Source organism: Nocardia vinacea, assembly GCF_035920345.1.
GTDB lineage: Bacteria > Actinomycetota > Actinomycetes > Mycobacteriales > Mycobacteriaceae > Nocardia > Nocardia vinacea_A.
In genome coordinates this window covers 6997241-7018878 of sequence record NZ_CP109149.1, presented here as the reverse complement: position 1 = coordinate 7018878, position 21638 = coordinate 6997241, and the positions used below count along the sequence as shown (strand labels likewise).

Annotated in this window: 17 protein-coding genes, 1 tRNA gene and 2 pseudogenes; 11 read left to right on the top strand and 9 right to left on the bottom strand. The window is 61.8% G+C overall.

The genetic code is table 11. From position 1 onward, the window contains the following. Window positions 1-451: 451 nt before the first annotated feature. The 3 genes from OIE68_RS31990 to OIE68_RS31980 form a co-directional block, all read right to left on the bottom strand. The gene (locus OIE68_RS31990; protein WP_327094709.1) at window positions 452-838 is read right to left on the bottom strand and encodes a hypothetical protein; all 387 of its coding nucleotides are present in this window, start codon (window positions 836-838) and stop codon (window positions 452-454) included. Between the two features lie 187 nt (window positions 839-1025). Continuing rightward, entirely contained in the window at window positions 1026-2564 is a 1539-nt protein-coding gene (locus OIE68_RS31985; RefSeq protein ID WP_327094708.1) for a Rieske 2Fe-2S domain-containing protein, read from the bottom strand. A gap of 42 nt (window positions 2565-2606) precedes the next feature. Beyond that, window positions 2607-3524, bottom strand: coding sequence for a hypothetical protein (locus OIE68_RS31980; protein WP_327094707.1), 918 nt, complete (start codon window positions 3522-3524; stop codon window positions 2607-2609). A gap of 100 nt (window positions 3525-3624) precedes the next feature. On the opposite strand from OIE68_RS31980, the gene OIE68_RS31975 reads away from it, so the two are divergent. Both OIE68_RS31975 and OIE68_RS31970 read left to right on the top strand, forming a co-directional pair. Beyond that, window positions 3625-4377, top strand: coding sequence for a lysophospholipid acyltransferase family protein (locus tag OIE68_RS31975; protein WP_327094706.1), 753 nt, complete (start codon window positions 3625-3627; stop codon window positions 4375-4377). A gap of 8 nt (window positions 4378-4385) precedes the next feature. Further along, window positions 4386-5129: a lysophospholipid acyltransferase family protein gene (locus OIE68_RS31970; protein ID WP_327094705.1), complete on the top strand. Its 744-nt coding sequence runs from the start codon at window positions 4386-4388 to the stop codon at window positions 5127-5129. A gap of 5 nt (window positions 5130-5134) precedes the next feature. On the opposite strand, the gene OIE68_RS31965 is transcribed toward OIE68_RS31970, so the two are convergent. Next, complete coding sequence (locus tag OIE68_RS31965; protein WP_327101889.1) at window positions 5135-5908, bottom strand: helix-turn-helix domain-containing protein; 774 nt, start codon at window positions 5906-5908, stop codon at window positions 5135-5137. A 102-nt stretch (window positions 5909-6010) separates the two neighbouring features. On the opposite strand from OIE68_RS31965, the gene OIE68_RS31960 reads away from it, so the two are divergent. The 6 genes from OIE68_RS31960 (at window position 6011) to OIE68_RS31935 (ending at window position 10336) form a co-directional block, all read left to right on the top strand. Beyond that, a complete protein-coding gene (locus tag OIE68_RS31960; protein WP_327094704.1) occupies window positions 6011-6877 on the top strand; it encodes an NAD(P)H-binding protein in 867 nt (288 codons plus the stop codon). A gap of 99 nt (window positions 6878-6976) precedes the next feature. Further along, a tRNA-Gly gene (locus OIE68_RS31955) sits at window positions 6977-7052 on the top strand. A 124-nt stretch (window positions 7053-7176) separates the two neighbouring features. After that, a complete protein-coding gene (locus OIE68_RS31950; protein ID WP_327094703.1) occupies window positions 7177-8427 on the top strand; it encodes a tyrosine-type recombinase/integrase in 1251 nt (416 codons plus the stop codon). 76 nt (window positions 8428-8503) lie between these two features. Next, entirely contained in the window at window positions 8504-9523 is a 1020-nt protein-coding gene (locus OIE68_RS31945; protein WP_327094702.1) for a hypothetical protein, read from the top strand. 97 nt (window positions 9524-9620) lie between these two features. After that, the gene (locus tag OIE68_RS31940; RefSeq protein WP_327094701.1) at window positions 9621-10025 is read left to right on the top strand and encodes a hypothetical protein; all 405 of its coding nucleotides are present in this window, start codon (window positions 9621-9623) and stop codon (window positions 10023-10025) included. Window positions 10026-10105: 80 nt separating this feature from the next. Next, window positions 10106-10336, top strand: coding sequence for a hypothetical protein (locus OIE68_RS31935; RefSeq protein WP_327094700.1), 231 nt, complete (start codon window positions 10106-10108; stop codon window positions 10334-10336). A 918-nt stretch (window positions 10337-11254) separates the two neighbouring features. Here the strand turns inward: OIE68_RS31935 and purN are convergent. From purN to OIE68_RS47215, 3 genes and pseudogenes are all read right to left on the bottom strand, one after another. Further along, the gene (gene purN / locus OIE68_RS31930) at window positions 11255-11869 is read right to left on the bottom strand and encodes a phosphoribosylglycinamide formyltransferase (RefSeq protein ID WP_327094699.1); all 615 of its coding nucleotides are present in this window, start codon (window positions 11867-11869) and stop codon (window positions 11255-11257) included. A gap of 130 nt (window positions 11870-11999) precedes the next feature. Further along, window positions 12000-12913 (bottom strand): annotated as a pseudogene (locus OIE68_RS31925) (IS30 family transposase). Between the two features lie 197 nt (window positions 12914-13110). Then, a pseudogene (locus tag OIE68_RS47215) lies at window positions 13111-13220 on the bottom strand (heat-shock protein HtpX); the annotation flags it as partial. Window positions 13221-13957: 737 nt separating this feature from the next. Here OIE68_RS47215 and OIE68_RS31915 point away from each other — a divergent pair. The 3 genes from OIE68_RS31915 (at window position 13958) to OIE68_RS31905 (ending at window position 18738) form a co-directional block, all read left to right on the top strand. Next, window positions 13958-15739, top strand: coding sequence for a hypothetical protein (locus OIE68_RS31915; RefSeq protein WP_327094698.1), 1782 nt, complete (start codon window positions 13958-13960; stop codon window positions 15737-15739). Between the two features lie 11 nt (window positions 15740-15750). Then, a complete protein-coding gene (locus tag OIE68_RS31910; protein ID WP_327094697.1) occupies window positions 15751-16119 on the top strand; it encodes a hypothetical protein in 369 nt (122 codons plus the stop codon). 750 nt (window positions 16120-16869) lie between these two features. Further along, on the top strand, window positions 16870-18738 hold the full coding sequence (locus tag OIE68_RS31905) for a hypothetical protein (protein ID WP_327094696.1): 1869 nt from the start codon (window positions 16870-16872) through the stop codon (window positions 18736-18738). Window positions 18739-19047: 309 nt separating this feature from the next. Here OIE68_RS31905 and OIE68_RS31900 read toward each other — a convergent pair whose 3' ends face one another. Together OIE68_RS31900 and OIE68_RS31895 are read right to left on the bottom strand one after the other, a co-directional pair. Beyond that, the gene (locus OIE68_RS31900; protein WP_327094695.1) at window positions 19048-20244 is read right to left on the bottom strand and encodes a hypothetical protein; all 1197 of its coding nucleotides are present in this window, start codon (window positions 20242-20244) and stop codon (window positions 19048-19050) included. After that, window positions 20241-21482: an N-6 DNA methylase gene (locus OIE68_RS31895; RefSeq protein ID WP_327094694.1), complete on the bottom strand. Its 1242-nt coding sequence runs from the start codon at window positions 21480-21482 to the stop codon at window positions 20241-20243. The genes OIE68_RS31900 and OIE68_RS31895 overlap by 4 nt, the downstream gene beginning before the upstream one ends. Between the last annotated feature and the right edge of the window lie 156 nt (window positions 21483-21638).

Here is a 21638-nt window from a genome sequence, read left to right as displayed (position 1 = left end):
CAGATCCGCGTTCCAGTTCCGACGGGCTGTCCCACAGCAGGGGTATCGATGCGCCTTTAAGCGGGCCGCTGGTGTTTGCGAGGTCGACTCGAGTGTCCCGCGCTCCAGTTCCGACGGGCTGTCCCACAGCAGGGGTATCGACGCGCCCTTAACGCGGGCCGCCAGTGTTCGCGAGGCTGACTCGAGTGTTCTGCGATCCAGCTCCGACATGCCCGGGTCGTCGACGTAGTGATACGCGAGCCATGCCAAGCGCTTGCGAGGTCGATCCCGGTATTGCGCCGGCCTCCTGTATTCGGCGCCAGCTCCCGGCACGACGGTCAGTTCGGTTGTCGCACTTGTGGGTTCGCGGTGGGTGCGCCCTTACCTGCGCCCGGACACGGGCAAGCAGCAATGTCACCGAAATGGTCGACATCGCCGAAAGATCTATCTTGCGACGCTCGGATTCGTTCGGTTAGCTGCTGCCGAACAAGCCCGGGGGGAACAACCACTGGCTCGAACCGCCGCCGTTGCCGCCCCAACCGCCGCCGCCCCAACCACCGTTGCCGCCCCAACCGCCGTTGCCCCAGCCGCCGCCGCCCCAGCCGCCGTTGCCGCCCCAACCGCCGTTGCCCCAGCCGCCGCCGCCCCAGCCGCCGTTGCCGCCCCAGCCGTCGCCTTTGCACCCGGGGCCATAGCCCGGACAGTGTGGATTCTCTGTCTGCACTACACCTGGTTCAGGTGTCGGCATCGCCATGGCGCGAACCGCCACTGCCGTCATCGGAACCGCCATCGCCGCTCCAATGAGCGCGACCTCTGCAAATAGTCGGCGCATGCTGCTGTCGCGCGTCTTGTTGGTCATCATTGTGCCTTCTTCCGGCGAGTTCGTCGCGCAGACCTGACTCGCCGTTCGTCGAGTTCGTTGATATTCCCCGACGCTCCTGATTGTAGGAGCGCACGGTAGTCGCCACCAGCACGTGAGCGGCCGAATAGCACCGAATTTCAGAACCGACCGACAGTCGGAAAAAGGCACCCGGGGGAACCAGGATTCAGGCGAGCTTGCGCGAGCGCAGCTCATGCCCTTTGGAGGTTTTGCACCGCCCCGATTCCAGATCCCACTGCCACCCGTGCAAATTGCAGGTGAGGTTATTTCCTTCGACAACGCCGAATTTCGACAGATCCGCCTTCAGATGTGGGCAGCGGCGCTGGACTTCCCAGCCGGCCAATTCCGTTGAGGCGGAATCGTCGTGCGCCTCGGCGAACCAGCCGTCCGCGTAGGCGATCCGCTCGTCGGTGAGGCATTTGAAGAAGGTGTACAGGAATTCGTTGTAGCCGCCGATGCGCCAGGCCTGGAATCGGGTGGACAGGAAAATGGTGTTCACCCAGTCCGGCTCATTTTCGCGCAGCACGGTACGCACCAGCTCCGGCGGGATCCGGAAACCGTAGCGGTACTTGCCTTCACCTTCGATCGGCTCACGCACCACCCGCTTGGGGAAGTCCAGCACCACGGTTTCGTCACCGATGACCAGCCCGACCGGATAGCCGATCCCGTCGCAGATCAGATCGCTCTGCTTCATGATCGGCTCGAACAGCGCCCGCAGCGGTTCCAGCAGCGGCTCGTCACCCGTTGCCCACGCTGCCTTTTCGGCCGCCAGCACGGGCGCGAGACGCTGTGCCATCAGCTCGATGTAATCGGCCTTGTTGTCATAGATCAGGCCCGGCTCGAACGGATGGGTCAGCGAGAGTTCCGCACCGCGCACATCGGCGACCGAACCCGGAATCATCAGGATCCCGCCCTCGTTGCCGTGGATCTTCATCTGTTCCAGGAACACCATCTGGTCCGGGAAGATATTGCCCTCGTCGCCGCGATCGTCATTGAGGTAGCGCAACTCGTCGTCGAGGAATACCGGTGGCCCGGCCGAGGGCACCACCCAGGTGGCGTCGACCTGCTCGATATAGCTGCGCGCCCGGTCCATTCCGCGCTGACGCTTCTGCTTACCGAAATTCGACTTGGTCCGCGAAGGAATGTCGTAGACCATCGGATACCAGATCGCGCCCGAGTACTGCAGCAGGTGGATATCGATATGCCCGAATGCGTCGTGCAGCACATCCATATCCACCGGACGGGCATCGTTCATGTTGAAACAGGTGGTCTCGCCGTCGGCGACGACCAGCCCGGAGTCGCCGATCGGTCCGTCGGCAGGTGCGCGCAGCGCGATGATCATGATGTCGATCTCGCCGCCCGGTCCGGCCACCCGGTGCTTCACCGAATCCTCGGTCTCGAAGAACTTGTGGAAGCCGAGCTTCTCCAGTTCCCGCTTCAGATCCGGCACCGGATAGTCCGGCAGCAGCACGGTCGCGTCCTTGTTGACGTGCTTGGCCAGGTGCGCCGCGTCGAAGTGGTCGCGGTGCAGATGCGAGACGTACAGGAAATCGCAATTGCCCAGCTCGTCCCAGTCCAGCTGGGTGTTGTCCGGAAACGGGAACCACGAACCGAAGTACGCGGGATTGACCCAGGGATCGCAAAGGATCGACCCGGCCGCGGTGCGGATGTGGAATCCGGCGTGTCCGACGCTGGTGATCTGCACGAGCTGCTCCTCCTGACCGTTACCAGCCATCCAGGGTAGTGGTTAGGCAGAAACGTCGCCGATGCAGTAGCCCGCGTTGCCCGCGGTCAGGGTGAAGGTTCGGGTCTGCGTCACACCCGAGGAGTTCGTTACCGGAACTTCGACGGTCACGTAGCCCGCGCGTAGCCGCTCCGAGCGGATCTCCTGATCGGTGAATTTCGTGGTTCCGGTGAGCCTGCCCGGGTTGTTGGCCAGCGGCGGGGCTGTCGGACTTCCGGTTCCGCTGGGATCCCAGTTCGCCGGGCTCGCCTTGCAGACCAGTGGGTAGGTTCCCTCTTTATCGGCGGGATCGAGCGGGGTGCCGACGAAGCGGGACAGATAGCGCCGCACGGTATGCCTGGCGTCGGCCTCATTGGGTCCGGCCTCGGCGCCGTCCTGCGCGACCCATGGACAGACGATCTGGGACGAATTCTTCGTGGCCGCCACGACTTCGTTCCGATCGAAGGCGACGGTCGTGCCCGCGTTCTGCCAGGTGACGGTGTTCTGCGTGGTGGTGGCGGGTTGTGCGAGGGCGCTGAGGACGGCCTTCTGCTCGGTGGCCATATCGGCCACATTGCCCGGCGCCATCATCCAGCACTTGGACCGCAATTCGGCGGGCGTCGAGCCCGCCAAGACGGCGCCGAAGCGGGCCGCGACATCCGCCGCGCCGGCCAGGCCGGGAACCTCACCGACCGGCACCGCGAACGCCTGCGCCAAGACCTTCGTAGTTGTGGTCGGAATCGCGGCGGACATTGCGGTGGTAGTCGGCGCCGACGTTTGCTTCGGTTCATCGCCGGGAATGCCGGATACGGAATCGCAGCCGGTGAGCAGGACGGCGCCGGTCAGCACCAGACCACCCATGATGGCCACCAGCCCTCTCCGGTCGCGTTCGCGCGGGTCCTTCCAGTCGCGTTCACGCGGTATCGGGCGGGCGCGTTCCACTTCGAGGGTCCTCTTTCTTAGACGTTGAGCGACGGGTCAGACGCGCGCAGTCGCGGCGGCTCTGCCGGATGGGACAGTCAGCGACTACGCTAGCGGAATTGTGGAACCCGTCTACCGGACGATAATCGGGCTTGCCCGTACCGTCTTCTTTGTCGAAGGTTTGAAGTTCAGCGTCAAGGGCGCTGAACATATTCCGGCGCGCGGTGGTGCCGTCCTCGCGGTGAACCACACCGGCTACATGGACTTCACCTACGCGGGTCTGCCGGTGCGCACCCCCAAGCGGTACATCCGCTTCATGGCCAAGAAGGAGGTGTTCGACAACAGCATCTCCGGCCCGATCATGCGGGCGCTCAAGCACATTCCCGTCGATCGGTCCGCGGGGGCCGACTCGTACCAGGCGGCACTCGAATACCTCCGCAAGGGCGAGTTGGTCGGCGTCTACCCGGAGGCGACCATCAGCCGCAGCTTCGAGATCAAGGCCTTCAAATCCGGTGCCGCGCGCATGGCGATCGAGTCGGACGTGCCGATCATCCCGATCGTCATCTGGGGCGCCCAGCGCGTGTGGACCAAGGGCTTTCCGAAGCGTCTGGGCCGCACCAATACTCCGATCTCCATTGCCGTAGGCGCACCGATCCAGCCCTATGAGCCCGCCGCCGAACTCACGGCCCAACTCCGCAGCACCATGCAGGCCATGCTGTTGGATCTGCAGAAGGACTACCTGCACGAACCCGGCGCGTACTGGGTACCAGCACGTTTGGGCGGCAGTGCGCCTACCCTCGAAGAAGCTGATGCCATGGATGCCGCTGAAGCCGAGGAGAAGGCGGCGCGTCGGGCAGCCGAGGATTCTTTGTAGGGGAAGCTATGTCGCGGGAACCGGTCTATGACATTCTCACCGGTTTGGTTCGCACGATGTTCGCGGTGCAGGGTCTGCGCATCGACATCACCGGCCAAGACCGGATCCCGCGCATCGGCGGTGCCGTACTCGCCGTGAATCACACCGCCTACCTGGACTTCATGGAGGTCGGGCTGGTCGGGCGCATATCACGGCGCAATGTGCGCTACATGATGAAGGCCGAACTCGAACACGGCATCGTCGGCTTTCTCATGAAGCACTGCAAGGCAATCGGCGTCGATCGCGCGGCCGGAGCGGCGTCATTCCGACGCGCCGTCGAGGCGTTGCGGGAAGGCGAACTGGTCGTGGTCTATCCGGAAGCGACGATCAGCCGCAGTTTCGAACTAAAGGAATTCAAATCCGGTGCGGCGCGTATGGCGATCGACGCGGACGTGCCGGTCATTCCCATCGTCATCTGGGGCGCGCACCGCATCTGGACCAAGGGTTTCCCGAAACAACTCGGCCGCCATCGTTTTCCGATCAATATCCGCATCGGCGATCCGATCCCGCCCGCCGAGCCGACCGACGACCTGACAGCCGAAATCCGTACGCGGATGGGCGAATTGCTCGAACAGGCACAAACGGGCTACCCGATGCCCGAGGGTGCGCCTTGGGTTCCGGTCAGACTCGGCGGCAGTGCGCCCACCCTTGCCGAGGCCGCGGTGCTCGAGCGGGAAGAGATGGCCCGACGTCGCGCGGCGCAGCAGCGCTGAGTTCTTCAGGCCGACCGGCACGGGGTTGGTGCGGGAACCTGTCCCTGGAAGAACTTGGCTGGTGGCACACCCATCAGCGCTTTGAAGTCCGCCGACATGTGGGATTGGTCGTAGTAGCCGTGGACGGCTGCGACGTCGGCCAATGAAACCTCCGTGTCGCTCGCATCGGCGAGGAGCTGGCGGACGCGGCCGATCCTCGCGAAATGCTTCGGGGAGATGCCGATTCCGTTGGTGAACAGGTTGCGCAGTTGGCGTTCGCTTACTGCGAGGTCGGCGGCCAGGTCGTGGACTGTTGGCGTTGCGGATATAGCGGCTACCGCATCGCGGAGAAGTTCGCGGTGGATGCGTTGCGTCGAATCTTCGGAGATGCGTTGTGGAAGAACCTCTTCCAGGAACGGCAGGACCTCTTCCGTTGGCAGCGTGGCGAGTTCGTTCGCCAATTCGGCGGCGACACCGGGGAGGTCGGCGAGACGGACGACACGATCGGCGAGCTCAGCGGCGGGGATGCCGAGCAGTTGGCGGGTGGCGCCGGGGGCCAGGCGCAGGCGGGCGCAGCCAGCGGGTTTATCGGCTGTGGAGTACGAGGCGCGGGTCTGCGGGCCGAGGACCAGTGCGTCTGGGCGGTCGGCAGTACGCAGCACGATCGTCGTCCCGGCATGCGGCACATGTGTGAACGGCAGGGATGCATCAGTGGCGGTGGGAAAGCGTCCCAGCTCGGTGATCCACGGACGCAGCGATTCCGGCGCGGGCACCGTGGCTTCGATCAGGTCTACCTGCATGGTCACCCGACCCACTGTATGCAGCTCACAGCCGGATACAGCGCCCGAAGCCGTGCCGAAATTTCCTATTGAACCGGGCGGCACCGGCGGCACGCTCTCCTCATGATCGTCATCACCGGTGCCACGGGCACCATCGGCAGTGAAATCGTCCGTCAGCTGGCCGCCCGTGGGGTGCGGGTCCGCGCAGTGACGCGGAATCCGGAGCGGGTGCCCGCCGGGGTCGAGGTGGTCCGGGGCGATTACCACGACCCCGACTCGATGGCCGCCGCGATGACCGGCGCGAACGCGGCCTTCCTCGTCGGTGTCCTCGGCCCCGATGACGCCGAAACCGATCGCGCGCTGGTCCGCACGGCTCGCGACGCCGGGGTGCGGCGGATCGTCAAACTTTCCGCCATCGGCACCGGTGATCCGGAACTCGGCCGCGTCGGCACCTGGCATATGCCCGGCGAGCAGGCGACCCGCGAAAGCGGTCTCGAATGGACGATCCTGCGTCCCACCAGCTTCGCCTCCAACACGTTGAGCTGGGCCGATGCCATCCGATCCGGCCGGCCCGTGCCGAATCTCACCGGGACCGGCCGCCAGGGCGTCATCGATCCACGTGACGTCGCCGCAGTCGCCGCCGAGGCTTTGCTGACCCCCGGCCATTCCGGACACATCTACACCCCCACCGGTCCTGCGCTGCTCACCTGTGCCGACCAGGTCACCACACTGGCAGCGCTCCTCGGTCAGCCGCTCGATGTGGTCGACGTGCCGGAAGACGTTGCGCGCGAACACATGATCTCGTCAGGCATGTCCCCGGAATTCGCCGACGGAGCACTGGCCGGCCAGGCCTACGTCCGCGCAGGCGGCAACGCGACGCTCACCGACGACGTCCACCAAGTCCTGGGCCGCGCACCCCGCAGCTACGCCGAATGGGCCGGCGACCACGCCTCCTTCTTTACAGCTCTCGCAGACCACAGCGCTCCCTGATGCGCCACGTCGAATGTCCGATTTTCATTTGGACGTGATGACGGACTACAGTTTTGGGCGCACGCCGTTGCGGCCCTCCCGGACCCCAACGAAGCGCATGCGGATGTAGCGCAGCTGGTAGCGCATCACCTTGCCAAGGTGAGGGTCGCGGGTTCGAATCCCGTCATCCGCTCCACAAGAACGCCAGGTCAGTAGCGTGAGCTACCCTGGTGTAGACGTGTATGTCACCACTTGTGTCACCACGTCACCATTTGCGGTCTCAACGGCTTCTCAGGGCAACTACCGGCTCTGGAGGCTTCATGCTCACACCACGCCCGCGACCCCGTAGCAACGGGTCGATCGCCTGGCAGGTTCCGTTCCACTTCTACGACGAGACCGGGCGTCGACGGTCGACGTCGGAGACCTTCGACGACTTCGAGGCCGCGGTGCGCTGGTGTGAGCTGGCCGAGGTAGTCGGGGTCGCCGAGGCGCGCCGGATCCGCGAGATCCAGCTCGGCACTGCGGTCGGCTCCATGACGCTGGTCGAGTGGTTGCGCAAGTACACCGCGCGGCTGACCGGTATCGAGGAACGCACCCGCGCCGGCTACCTCCGCTACATCGACCGCGACATCGAACCGTTCATGGGCTCCTCGCTGCCGATCACCGCGTTCAACCAGGATCTGGACGCCGCCTGGATCGTGCACCTCGAGCAGGACAAGGGCAACGGCGCGAAAACCATTCACAACAAACACGGATTCCTCTCCGCCGGTTTGAACGCGGCCGTGGCCGAACGACCGTCGCCGTTGATCCCCTACAACCCGTGCCTGGGGATTCGACTGCCGCGCCACGACGCGCCGGAGCTCGACATCTTCGACAACGACGAATGGGAGCTCTTCGAACAGTTGATGCCGCCGCGGTGGCGTCCGCACGCCGAGTTCAACCTCGTCTCGATGGCCCGGCCCAGCGAGGTCACCGCCATCCAGATCCGCGACATCGACAAACGGACCGGCGATGTGCGCATCAACAAGGCGTGGAAGCACGTCGGCGGTGAGATGAAGCTGGGAAAGCCGAAGTCCTCGCGCGGTATTCGCACCGTCACCGTTCCGCTGGAAACCCTGGAACGCTTCGACCTGGATCGCCCAGGTGACGAGTTACTGGTCCACACCAGCAACGACACCCCGATCAGCGCGGGCTACTTCTACGCCAAAGCCTGGGTGCCCGCCATACGCCGCCTGCGTGCCCTCGCCGACGGCAACCTCGAACCGTTCGGCCCCAACGCCCAATGGAAAGGCGCGGATCCGGAGTATCTGCTGGAGCGCTTCGCCGACGCGATCGCCTCGATGCGCGGCAAGCGACTGACGCCCTACACGCTGCGCCACACCGGCATCTCCTGGAAGCTCCAGGACGGCGTCCCCCTGTTCGTCGTGTCCCGCGACGCCGGGCACAAATCGGTCAACACCACCGACGCCCGCTACGGCCACAACGACCGCCGCGCCAGCGCCGCCGCCGCCCAAATCATCGCCCACCGGCTCCCACGCGCCCGCGCCGCGATGCTGCGCACCGTCGCCTGAACCAGTGTCCCCGAGCACTCCACCTGCCCACCAGGATTCATTTCATCACCGCAGCGTCGGAATGAAATGAAATGGAATGAAACGGAATTCCATGATGCTGAAAGCCGTCACGCCACGCGCCACAACCACCGACACCCCGACGGGATGCCAGTTCCCCTTGGACAACGGCGGTACATGCGAAGCCGAAGTCATGAGCAGCGGCAAGCCGGGCGCACCGCGCAAATACTGCGACAACCCCGACCACACCGCCCAGAAAGCGCTGCGCCGCAAGCGTAAAGCCGACGACAAGACCGGCAAACGCACAGAGCAGCGCCCGTCGCGTCCGGTCACCGACGGCATGAATGCCCTCGCCGATCTCGTCGACCGCATCGAGCTGACGCGCGTGGAGCTGGCGGCCATGCTGGTCGACGCCGGCGAACTGATCGCCGAGGTCACCGACCCTGCGGTCATCGACCGCGAGATCGCCGAGATTCGACGGGACGCGACTGTCCGCATCGCCGCCGCCGAACAGGCTCGCGACGATGCGGAGAAGGCGGCCACGGTCATGGCGCGTCGGCTGGAACGTGCGGTCGAGCTCGAGGAGCTTGCCCTGGCCGCCGCCGACGAAGCCGCCGAGGAGACTCAGGAGGCCAAAGACCTTGCAGCACAAGCCGCCACCGACGCACAAGAGCGCATCGCCGAGGTAGAAGCTGATCGCGACCGCGTCTACGAGGAGGCCGAAGCGGTCTTGAAGGAAATGCGTAGACACCTCGACGCTGCCCGCGCAGCACAGGCCCATGCCGAAGGCGAACGAGATGCCGCGGTCACCAACGCCAAGACTTCAGCTGAGGAGAACGCGACCCTGCGACAGCGGCTCGACGACCAGGCCAACGAACACCACCATCAGCTCGAGCAACGCGATGTGGAGTACTCCCGGGCGATTACCGCCGCCCACGCCATGGCCGACCGCGCCGCCCGCGAACACCGCGACCAAGTCAGCGAGATCCTGCGGACATACCGCGGGCAGCTCAGTCCGATGCACACCGATCGTCAGGTCGAACAGTGCACGGTCGCTGCCGACTCTGTCGTCCCACAACATCAGCCGACTGTCAGATAGTTCATCTGACAGTCGGCACATCCCGCCTTCTGCCGAGGACTGAAGATGGACCGAGCGCGGCGTTTCGCCTTCACGCCGTGAATTACGACGCCACGGCATGGTGGTATCCGCGCGGCTTCGTCCGGGGCATATCCATCCTTGCAAGGTTCTGACCGCCGATAAGTGGTTATCGGTGGTCAGACTGCGGTCGGGCGCGCTGCGTAGTTACGTATTGGGCGTAAATCGCCAACTGGGCGGCGCCATCACGGCGTGGCCGTTTTCGTTCGTGTCACAGCGCCTGTGCGCCTATTTCTCGGTGGCCGTTCATTACCGCATCAACAATCTCCGCCCTACGCCGACAACCTCTGGCAGCTGCGTCGACACCCTCTACATCATCGAGTTCGACGAGGTCGACGGCTCGAACCTGCAACACCACAGCTCGATCAGTCGAGATCGACCCGAGCCTTCCCGGTGGGCTCCGACATCGCGCGACCGTCATCGCGCTGGCTCCACGATCGAGTAGATCACTACCCTAGCGGCTCCGAATCTCCACAAACAGACTGTTCCGTATCTGATGCTCGACACAATGACCGAAGGACAGCCATGAACAAGATCGCCACCACCCTCGCCACCTGTCTCCTCGCGGTCGGCGCCACCGCCGCCCTCGTCACCGGCATCGCCGCGGCCAACCCCGGCGGCACCTACATCGGCAACTACGCCACCCTGTCCGCCTGCGAGGCCGACGGCCGGGCACCCAGCACCGGAGGCACCCACTACGTCTGCGAGCTGCAGGCCAACGGCACCTACAACCTGTACACCGGCGTCCCCGCCTGACCCGGTCCACGACCAGGCGCTCAACACGCCATCCCCTTCGGGGTCCCCAGTAGTTCCGCCGAAATCCAACGATGTTCGGCGTAGCCGCTGATCAGGCCAGATAGAAGGTCTGCTCTGGCCGCTCGCATCAGGTGCGAGAGAGTCGCATCCAATGCGAACTCGCGGGGTGTCGTGTCCGCAGACCTTCGTTCGTGAGACAGCTTCGGAGCAGCGGGGTTTCCGGAGGTCGAACCTGTAACGCGTGCCGTGTACGCAGCAACGTCAAGCACTCGGGGGTTGGTGATACATCCGCTGGCCGTGCTCACGACCAGGCCAAACCGCCATATCCGTTGTTTTTTCCGCGATTACTACCGGAACCCCTTCTTCTGCGGCAGCCACAAGGGCTGCGCACCGAGCAGCACGATCACCCGAATTCGATGGCGATACCTCGACGACCCGGCATCCGACCAGCCCCGTGGCCACGGGGATCGGTAGCAACCACACAGATGAACCGAGGGGCCTGGGCTGTCTGTAGCAGCCCAGGCCCCTCGGTCGTTCTATACATACAGGTCGATTACCGACTCTGCCACGGCGTGATCGCTGTCAGCAGTTGAACGGGAAGCACGACTTCGGCGGGGCAGTCGACTGCGCGGGCGCGACGGTCGAGGGCACCACGACGGTGTCGCCCGTCCCAGCAAACCAGTCCCAGCGGAGAAGCGTTCCCCAGCCAAATGCCCTCACCCGTGAACACTCCGTAGGTTGGTCAGCGTTCTGGAACTTGAACCTATGTCGGAAAACGTTGGTGGGCTCAAATGGTCAGTGCGTCACGCCTGTTCAGGTGCTCAGCGTAGTCCTCTGCGGTGCTGCGGTTGGCCACACGGCGTCGAGCTCTTCTTGGGTGAAGCGCCTGGGTGCCACGCAATGGCTACCGCGGCGTGGTCAAGGCCGATTGTTGAGGTAGAGGCGTTGTCCGGTGGCGATCTGCTGCACGACCAGGGGCAGGAGAATGTGCTCGGCGGTCAGCACACGCGCAGCGAGTGTGTCGACGGTGTCGTCGGCGAGCACCGGGACCTCGAGCTGGGCGATCACTTCGCCAGTGTCGTATTCGTCGTCGACGATGTGGACCGACGGGCCGCTGACGGTGTCGCCGGAGTCGAGAACTGCCTGGTGAACGTGGTTTCCATGCATCCCGTGCCCGCCGAAGCGCGGCAAGAGTGCGGGGTGGATGTTAAGGATTTCGGGCGCGAATTCCTTGCGGGTCCGCGGGCCGAGCTTCTTCATATAGCCGGCCGTGACGATTAACTCGACCGAATGCTCGACGAACATGGCCCGGATGGCGTCGTCGAGTTGATCGGGACCAGGATGGGTCTTGCCCGACAAATGACGGGTCGCGATCTGGTTCTCCCGCGCATACGCCAATCCAGGCGATCCACTGTTGTTGCTGATCACGGCCACTACCTCGAACCGCGCCGCGGGTTCGGCCGCCGCACGGTGCAGAGCCCGAAGGTTGGAGCCGTTGTGCGAGACGAGGACACCGACGCGGAGCTTGGACATGAACAGCAAGCTTTCCAGCTCAAGTCACCGTGCGCATTCTCCGATGCACCACTGGCGACCTCTGTGCCCGCGCCGACCGATGCCGCTGTTGGCACCGCGAACGATTCGAGACATTCATGCCACTCGACTATCAACCACTACCAGTCAGATCCCTACCGGGCGCAAGCGATGGTGGCTCAATGGTCAGTGCATCACCGCTTTTCAGATGTTCAGTGTAGAACTCTGCGGGGCTGCGGTAGCCGTGGATCTTGCGGGGCCGGTGATTGAGTTCATGAGCGATGGCGTCGAGGTCTTCTTGGGTGAAGCGGCGCAGGTTGGCGTTTTTCGGAAGGTATTGGCGCAGGAGGCGATTGGTGTTCTCGTTGGTGCCGCGCTGCCAAGGGCTGCGGCGATTGCAGAGATAGACCGGCATGCTGGTGGCGGAGGTGATCGCCTTGTGGCCGGCGATCTCACGGCCCTGGTCCCAAGTCAGCGTGCGGCGCATCGACGCAGGAAGGCCAAGCAGGCACCTGGTCAAATGAGGGGTGACCTGGTCGGCTTTGAGGCCATCAGGCAGCGCCACCAGCGCGGTGAAACGGTGGTTCGCTCGACCAGCGTCGCGACGGCCGAGGGCCGCGACCCCATCACGAGATCACCTTCCCAATGCCCGGCGACCTGCCGGTTCTCGACCTCCGCTGGGCGTTCGCTGATGGATACCAGATCGCTGATCACCCCGCGTCCGTCCGGGCGACGTGCTCGCTTCGGATGACGCATCCGCCGGCCGGTACGGAGTTTGCGTCCCAAGGTCCGGTCGATCGCCTTCTTACGGCGAGGATCGAACAGCGTCAGATAGATCGCCTCGTGAGAGATCCGCATCGCCGGATCAGCAGGGAACATTCGGCGCAACCAGCCCGCGATCTGTTGCGGTGACCAGCACGCGGTGAGCTTTTCCTCGACCAGGCCTGCAACAGCGGATACATGGCCAGCTTCGCTGGTTTCGGTCGTCGCGCACGCTGATATGCGTGCTGATCGGCCGCGGCAGCTCAATAGGCCACGCGGCCTCACGCTCGGCGATCGTTAAATGCTGCACACGCCGCTGCCGTGACGGCGGGCGAACACCTCCGGTCTGGGCGAAAAAGCGTTGCACATGCTGCGGCGGCGTCTCGACAGCTCGGGCGATCCCGGAGATTGACTCACCAGCACGCCAACGGCGCCACACCTCATCGCTACCAACGTAAGGCGCGGAAAACCACTCCCCTGGTGATGACGTCGGAAGATTCGACTGCACGGAGGTGAGGATCTTCGGCGACTGTTCGGACATGTCGGTGCCGAGTTCGGCCATCGCTTCGACTGCGGCCGGGCACAGCGCATCCCGGGCACGCTACTGGCTCGTCGTGGGTGCTGGCCTCGATCCGCACAACGAGCTCGGCTGCATGCTCCCTCGATCCGCAGGCCGTCCAGATGGGCAAGCAGGACCGCTACCGGTCCGAGATCTGAACACCGTCAACATCATCAATCACCAAGTCCCCGTTCGCAGTTCAAGCGATGGGTCGATCACGGAAAGTGGGATAGATCCAAAACTCGCGTGCCGTTGGCAGCAGCGACTGCAATCGTCTCCCGCACGCGGCGCCGCGGTCGCCGGTCGCGATTGGTATGAGCTTAGGGCTAGCTATCCAATTCTGAAATATTTCCTGTGTGCACGCGTGTAGTGCGCGATTTGTCGGAGCCCAACTTGCTCATTCCGGGCAAATCAGGTTCATTCACGAATTATGAAACATTGAACCAGGTGTCGAGCGATGATTCTAACAAGGCAACGAGCGGTATCGGCTACCAGTCGATCACCATTGCGTCAGGGGGATGATCGAGTGGTTGCTTCAACCTATCCAAAGGATCTACCCGTGTGAATGAGCACAATGAGTCCTAATTCATTTACCGTCAGGAACAAAATACCGAGCAGTTGGGATGGCAATCGCAGCTACGTCCGTAGCGGACATGGAAAATTGGGCGGTGGTGCCAATGCTGCGGCGCAGTAGGCCGGCGAGGTCGACATTGCCCCCATCGACTAAAGCTGCAAGATCGATTCGTATGCTGCGTCGTACTCTGTCACTGGTGATTGCTATCGCGGCTGGTCTCCTATTGTTTCTAATAGGGCCCTTCGGCGCCATCCGGAAAAATCCGAGCCGGGCAGAGCTATTGGTAATCGGAGTAATTTTGGTCGTCGCCCTGATTGCGCGACTGGCCTCCACGCGTAATACGGCCGGGCGCGACATAACCCGTATCGATCTGTCCCACGCCCGGAATGAAAATCAGCGTCTTGCTGCTGCGGCAAAGCGCGAATTCAACACTAAGTTCACTGAGGCTGAGGTGTTGATGTTGCTGGAGTTCATAATCGAGCCAAGCGCGTACATTATGCGCATTTCCGAGCAAATCGAACTCGGTGACGAAGCTTATGTTTTTAAAACCACACAAACTCTTGTTGATGCAAACGCTACCGGCGCAGAACGAGTGCTAGTTCCCGTCCTGACGCCTCCCAAAGGTGCGTTGGTGGACAATCTCAGAATTTCTTGTGACAGTGATGTAGCGGTGAGGACACTTTCGTATCGTGAGACATTGGGCGCTGTTCTCACAATGGGTGAAATAATGGTCGATTTGGTATTGGGTACGGTGCCGAAAGATTTGTGGAAGGAGATGACCGAGGATATTTTGCGGGAAAGAGTCGCTCACAGCAGTGAAATGCAGGCGATGTCAAAGAGAATTCACGGAATTACGGAGGGCTTGACGAGCGCCGACGCCCGTGTCCTGCGAAATTTTCTCCACAACTTTATTTCGGACATTCAGGCCACCTTTCCTATTATTGCCGTAGTGCCTGCAGCGAAAGAGATCAAGCTTAAGGTAGGTTTTACCGAGGATCGCACGCGCGTAGGCGGCAGGGAGAGCGGCGGCGGCCCGATTAGCTTCTGGGAGTGGGTTTACTCTTATATCCGATCATGCTTCGGATTGGTGCGTCGGTCGCATATGATCCGACTCACTCGAGCAACTAGGACGCAAAGTTACCACTTACGCACCGAAGCTCCCGAAGGCATGTACATATATGACCTCGGCCTTGGTATGGCGGAAATAACAGACACCGACTCGGTGCATATATCATCCAGTAGTTATACGCATCGGCCTATAGATCCGAGATGGGACTGCGAAGACACCAGAGGATTGACTTACGTTCACGCGTACGGGCGAGACCTGGATGTTCTGGGAGTCGCTCCTCATTTGCTCGATAAAAATACTCCAGCAGCCTCGGTTACGGAAAGCAGGCGTCGTAATCCAGTGGATGTCGATCCGCGTCCACATATACCGTCCATGACTATCGAACTTCGAGAGAAGCCGCCTGGGCTGATGTTCGTACTTGTCTTGTTGTCGCTATATCTGATGGCGTTGAGCATTGGGGTGGGGCATTGGCACGACATGATATTTGGATTCGAGCCCTCGTCGCGATTCTGTATGGATTTCCCCTATGGTGCGAAATGTGACTCGTCGCCAACTACTCAGTCGTATTGGGCGACAATTCTGTTCGGGGTGCCAGCACTAATTTCAGGCTGGCTGGTGTCCAGGTTCACCTCGGAGGCGGTCAGTCGGATCTCGGTTTCCACTCTCGCTGTAGCGTCATGGTTCGTTGTTAACTCTGTGTTCGCAATGATCTTATCGGCACTCAAGCTGGCACGGCGGATGTCGACTGAAGGTCCCGTCCTGCTGCTAGGAACGAACCAACCGCTTTGGGCGATTTTGATGATCAGCACGTCCGGGTGCGCGGTAATGACTCTCTTGCTTCTGACATTACGTGTACGTCGTTATCGACGTCGGAGTACCGGAACCATAAAACGTAAAATTTCACGTTAGGGTTGACTAAAATGGCGAGTTCTGGGATAATACCGCACGAAGACGGCATCTTCACTGGATTCCTGAATGGCTTCTATCGCTTAGTGGGAGGAGGTCAAATGGGTAGGCGCTCGAAATCCGGAATCATCAAAGTCGAAGTTACACCGGAAAATCACAGTATCAACGTTGTCGATCGTGCTATCCAGCAGGAGGCCGCGAAGACGCTTGGTGAGAATGCGGACTTTTGTGGTGGTATGGAAGCGTCATTCACCATGAATCCTCCTATGAGTAGTGCGATGCGCAGCGAAGTTCTGCGCAAAGCCGGAATCATACTGACTCGCATCCGTACTGACTTGGACCTGCCAATCGAGCCGGAACAAGGACCGAACTCGATCGAATAGCTGAAGGCCTGTGCGCAGTTGGTCGTTGTCTCGTTGACGAACGGCGTCGGGATTAAGAGCGCTCAGGCATCCGGCTTTTGCAGAGTGTTGGCGATCCGGCGCGGTTGGTCTGACACTAGGGACTTCGGCAGGCCCGAGCGGGCCCAGGCCGTCTTCCAGGACCGATGATGGTGTTGGCAGAATGTGTGACATCGAGCTAGAGGTAGTCTCGGGCATTGCGAAACGATTGATGGCTATCGCCGAATCGGTTCGCCCGCACCGACGCGGATCAGCAGGATCCGCTCTCCACCGACACCGGCGGGCTGTTGCTGGCGGTCGTGGTGGCTGCCAGGTTCTCCACCCTCACCTTGGTCTGGGCCGACGGCGGCTATGCGGGACGGCTGGTGTGCTGGGCGAATTCCGTTCTGGCACTTACGGTTCACATCGTCAAACGCAGTGACACCATGACCGGGTTCGAGGGGCGGCCCCGCCGAACGCACCTTCGGCTGGCTGGTCAAATACCGGCGATGCGTTCGCGACTATAAGACCGGCCCCGACCACCACGAAGCCGTGGTCTACATCGCCGCCATTCACACACTCACCCGCCACCTGACTTCTCAGATGCGCTCTTAGAGATCTTGTCGCACAACGTTTGATGGCGAGTTCGGGTAAGCACCTTGATGGCGTCGCGGTTGTAGAATTCTCCGAGAAGGTGCTGCAGATAGACGGCATGCCGTGCGTAGCGACGTCGTGGCAGTCGGGAGGGATGACATGCCAGATCCAGCGTCCATCGATGACATCCTTGAGGCCCTCGAGCTAGGGGGCGCTGCGGGGGAAAAGGAACTAGAAGGCGAACTACGCGCCGCCTTCGGGATCGCCGATGACCAAGATTTGCGGCAGGCACTCGCTGATACTGCGCCCGCACTGGTGCTCGCCGCCGTGGCGACTGCGGCTGCCCCGGTCGCAACCATGATCCGTGAGCTGTACGAATGGCTGGGCCAACTGGCAGGAACCAAGTCAACTGCCAACCTTTCGGTGTCTGTCAGCGATGATCAGATGAACGAGATGAAGCTCGATCTGGAGCAGTACGCCGCTTACGAACGCGCGATCATCGAGGACGTGCTGGAAGCTGAATTCATTCCCTCGCGACTGCCACCACGCACCCCACTTGTAAACTGCCATGACGCTCACTTCCCGCCAACATGTTTCGGAAGAAACGACGATCCGAGTGCTGAAACTAAGCGGTGTCGATCCTGCGAAGCGGGGGTGGCGGAGAAATTCGAGCGCCTCGAGCGCGGCCTCGATATCGTGGCCCGCGTCATGACCGCGACTCCTAGCCCCTCGGCTGAGGGGCCGCGCCGCAGCCCTCGCCGGTCGACCGATGCCGAATGGTTCCTCAGGCGCTTACCGGACATCCTTCCTGAAGTCAGACAGCGCACAGGGAAACGCGACGGATGCAGCTACTCGAATGATTTTGTCGCCCATTACATTCGAGACGGGCTCACCGATCTTGAGGCATGTTTCGAAATCGTCTCCGTGCAGCAGCTTCGTAAGTTCTTCGACCTTCCCTACTGGAAGAAACGATGGCAGATCTACGAGATCTGGGTCGTACGCATCGTTATGGACAGTTACGGAACCCGACGGTGGTCCCCCCGGCTCACAGGCACTGATTGGGATCTCAAGGCTGGTTCGGTCAATCCTCTTGCGATAGCGACTTCGTTGTTGGGCGATGGTCGAGAACTGCGGTTTTACTACCAGCATCAATCGACCCCACCGGCGTCGTTGGTCGCTGGAGTGGGCGACCGCCCAGAGATCCTGGTGACCATCGCCGAGGACCCCGCACAGGGTGCGGAACCTGGGGCGAAGGAGGAGAAGGTCCTGATTGCTGTCGAGGCGAAGGCCAGACTCAGATACGGCCTGCAGGACATGAAAAGCTCTACCATCGCTTTGATCGAATGGCAGCCACACCGCGTCCTTGGCGCGTCGTACTTCTCGCTCACATCGGATACAGACAACCTGCACACCCAGACGATGAACGGTTGCGAGATAGCTCTCGCTGAGCGTTTGCGACCCGGCTCCCAATCCGCGTCGAAGACTGCGGGCTGGTTGAAAGCCTGTTGGCGCGATCTTGTCGCGCAGCGCATCGGCATAGTAGCCGTGGATATCAGCGGAAGCATGAAACCGGGCGCCGCGGCGCAGAGAATCGACATGATCGGCAAGGCGTCCGGTATCGAGGGACTCGATCTCATCACTGACTTCGATCAGCTGCTCTTGACGACCTTCGGTTCGCACAGCCCGAGGCTGGTTCCGCTGGCGGCACTCACATCCAGCGCCATTACAGACACGGGAGTGGACCTGCAGCCATCCATGCCCACCGAGGCAGTGGCCGCTGCCGCCAACGCATGGATCGAACAGATCGAATCCCACTACCCGGTGCGGCAACGGGTCGATCTCCATCTGTTCACCGACGGGAGCTGGAGCAACGCAGATGTCCGAGCACTAGACATCTGCCGGGAAGCTGGTATGCACATCCAAGTCCACTTGGTTCCCACAGAGGGACGGTCCACCCCCCATCCCGGGCTGTCTACATTTCTTGGAGCAGCGACGGGGTTCCCACCCACTGCGGAAACGCAGGGTTGATCGAACCGACGAACACTGTCTCCGCCGCACGCGCCGACGAACGGTCCTACCCACCTGTCACACAGCGACACCGTACGATCTCCGGCTTGCCACCGCGTCATTACTGTTTGCCCCATGGCCATCGAATGGCGCACGGTTCCAAGTTGAATCTCGGCGCTGGGCACAGTTGGCACCGCTGTGAAGGTCGGCGTCGGGCTCCCGGCTTGCGCGACCACCGTTACCCGTGGCTGCACAACACTCTTGTGGGCCAGAATCGATTGCTGAACAACCATTTCCAGTAGGTTCAGCATTCCGGGCGCTTGTCGTTTGCTATCGATTCACCATTTTCTCGATCAACAGACCGACCATTGCGTGCATGTCTTCGTGGTCGTCCATGGCAAGGATGGCTCGTTCGTGCAGTGCCGCTGCAACCTCTGCAAACTGCTGTCGGACCTCGCGGGTGGGCCAGTCGACATGCAGCTTGCTGAATGCGCGCGCACTGAGTTCCCGCGAGTTGCCCTGCTGAGCCACATCGATCAGCTCCTCACGGCGGGAGCGCAGCTCATGCAGTAGCCACCACTGGTCATATTCGTCCAGCGCGTGCACTGACAAGGTTCCACGAGCGGCAGTCGCGTGGCCCGATGGATCGATAAGTATCTGCGCGGTCCCTGCTTTTGTGGCAATGAGCAGCTGTCCTGTTGGCTGCCATTCACGACGCTTCTGTGCTGTTTCGCCCAGGCGCTCGCACGGTAGCTTTGCCTTGAGAACGCGGGCGGTAGGCACGACGAAGTCGGATCCGTCCACGTCCGTGTTGGGGTCCGAAATAATCTGACGGCGATGGTCGCCTGTTCGAGCTTGGCACACTTGCCCGAGTATCCTGGGTTCGGTCTTTGCGGTCTTTTTCGTGCGTTCGAAGACCTCATCAGCTATCGCTAGCGCTGTCTCGGCCACCTCGAGACTGTCGGATGCGCGTTTTTCCATGTCCTTGAACAACTCGATTTGACGACTGCGGTCGGTGGGGGCAGGAAGTGGCACTTCCAGATTCTTCAAAGACTGGACGCTCAGGGTTGGTTTGACGGACTGAGATGCCTTTTGAGTAAACCACTTACGCATGGATGGCGATGCCAACCAGTACTGGAGCCAATCGATCACTGACGTTGACTTCGTCGATGAATCGACACATCGGATGACTCCGATGGCGCGTGGGATGTTCCATCCGGCATGCTCGGCTGTGATCCGTGCCGAGTCTCCCACGCGGCCTACCAAGACTAGGACTAGATCGCCGTCCTGCAGCTCAGAGCGCCGATGCGAGTTGTGGACGTCCTTGCTGATACGCATCCGTACACCGGGGCGCAAACGGTTTTCAGCGATCTGCTCCACAAGCAGTATCGGGACACCCTGTTCATCGAATGGTCCGGCTTGGACAACGCCATAGGTGATTTCGATACCTGGGATGTCTTGCAACCGAACTCGCCGCAGTCCGTCGGTGGGCTGTGGTGGAGGGGGTGTTGTCGGTGTCGCGGTCATTGTTCCCTCAACTTCTGCAGGAGTATGCGATCGAGATCGCGGACTCGCTCCATTCGGAGCGCCAGGCGTTGTACGAGCTCGTCGAATTCCTTCCCCTGTTCGCCGTGTGGTGTCGACGAGATGTGTCTGGATGGGGTTAGGTCCCAATCGCGCTGTTTGATCTCGGATATGTCGGCGGTGCCGCACCAATCGCGCCCTGGCCATACCTCTTCGGGACGGAACATCTCCCATTCGGAGCTCCGCCATGCTTTTATCGCCCGAACTACGCTGTCTACAACCGCATCCGGCAATTGCCACTTGCCGCGGGTGACCTGCTCGCCCATGTCTCGTGCATCGACAAACAGGGTCTGGCCACTACGATTTCGGCCGTTGCCGGTGGATGTCGCCCCCTTGTCCTTGTTCAGCACCCACAGGCAGGCGGACACCCGCACATGTGGAAACAGTCCGTCCGGTAGAGACACCACGGCCTCGACCAAGTCCTCAGTCACAAGCCGCTGCAACACTTCCCGCGGTTTGCTGCGGCTATCTCGGAGGCTTTCGGACGGCATGAGCACAACGCCTCTACCAGCAGGCGACAGCAGGGACACTGCGCGCTGCAACCAGGCGAAGTTGGCGTTAGCCCTCGGTGGAGGGCCGAACACCCAGACTTTCGATTCGATCTCGCGGTCAGTAGCCCAATTCTTCTGGTTGAAGGGAGGATTGAGCAGGACAATGTCGTGTGCGGCGCTGTCGTTGAGGTCGAGAAGGCTGTTGGTCGGTCGTTCTCCCAAGTCCGCCTGTAATCCGTGCGCGAGAAGATTCAGATGCGCAATCTGCAAGATCCCCGGATTCAGCTCACGGCCAGCCAACGTTGGCGGATTGCTTTCTGGTGCTGTAGCCATCAGGTGTTGGGCGCAGCCCAACAGAAAGCCCCCCGAGCCACAGGCCGGATCGAAGATCGTTCCATCCGGCCTCGGATCGGCCACACCGACCGTCAGACGAATGATGGACCGCGGCGTAAAGTACTGACCTCCAACACCTTGCGTCCATGAGTAGCGTTCCAGAACAAGGTCGAACACTCTGACCAAGTCGCCTGAAATGGCATCCACCACATCGATCAGTGCCCGAAGCGCGGCCCAGGTTTGCGGGCTTGGGTGCGCGATTTGGTCCTGAGTAGTCCAGGCTCCTCCACCTGCCTCGCGTTCACCCGCCGCGGCTGCGAGTGCGCTGTCCAGTTGGCCGTCGATCGACTCATCCACGATGCGAGGCTCCAGCGTCAGATCCTTGAATCTAGCCCAGTGCGATTCATCGTCATTCGTGAGGCTGCGAAGAACTAGCAACCTCAGGACGAACCGATAGGCCGCAGATGCTCCGGCATGAGCTGACAATCTGTCGAGGCTGCTCCACAGTTGCTC

Excerpts from the sequence above, each read along its gene's own strand:
- OIE68_RS31990 (WP_327094709.1), bottom strand. The coding sequence starts at position 838 with ATGACCAACAAGACGCGCGACAGCAGCATGCGCCGACTATTTGCAGAG.
- OIE68_RS31970 (WP_327094705.1), top strand. The coding sequence starts at position 4,386 with ATGTCGCGGGAACCGGTCTATGACATTCTCACCGGTTTGGTTCGCACG.
- OIE68_RS31965 (WP_327101889.1), bottom strand. The coding sequence starts at position 5,908 with ATGCAGGTAGACCTGATCGAAGCCACGGTGCCCGCGCCGGAATCGCTG.
- OIE68_RS31960 (WP_327094704.1), top strand. The coding sequence starts at position 6,011 with ATGATCGTCATCACCGGTGCCACGGGCACCATCGGCAGTGAAATCGTC.
- OIE68_RS31950 (WP_327094703.1), top strand. The coding sequence starts at position 7,177 with ATGCTCACACCACGCCCGCGACCCCGTAGCAACGGGTCGATCGCCTGG.
- OIE68_RS31945 (WP_327094702.1), top strand. The coding sequence starts at position 8,504 with ATGAAACGGAATTCCATGATGCTGAAAGCCGTCACGCCACGCGCCACA.
- OIE68_RS31940 (WP_327094701.1), top strand. The coding sequence starts at position 9,621 with ATGGTGGTATCCGCGCGGCTTCGTCCGGGGCATATCCATCCTTGCAAG.
- OIE68_RS31935 (WP_327094700.1), top strand. The coding sequence starts at position 10,106 with ATGAACAAGATCGCCACCACCCTCGCCACCTGTCTCCTCGCGGTCGGC.
- purN (WP_327094699.1), bottom strand. The coding sequence starts at position 11,869 with ATGTCCAAGCTCCGCGTCGGTGTCCTCGTCTCGCACAACGGCTCCAAC.
- OIE68_RS31910 (WP_327094697.1), top strand. The coding sequence starts at position 15,751 with ATGGCGAGTTCTGGGATAATACCGCACGAAGACGGCATCTTCACTGGA.
- OIE68_RS31905 (WP_327094696.1), top strand. The coding sequence starts at position 16,870 with ATGCCAGATCCAGCGTCCATCGATGACATCCTTGAGGCCCTCGAGCTA.
- OIE68_RS31900 (WP_327094695.1), bottom strand. The coding sequence starts at position 20,244 with ATGACCGCGACACCGACAACACCCCCTCCACCACAGCCCACCGACGGA.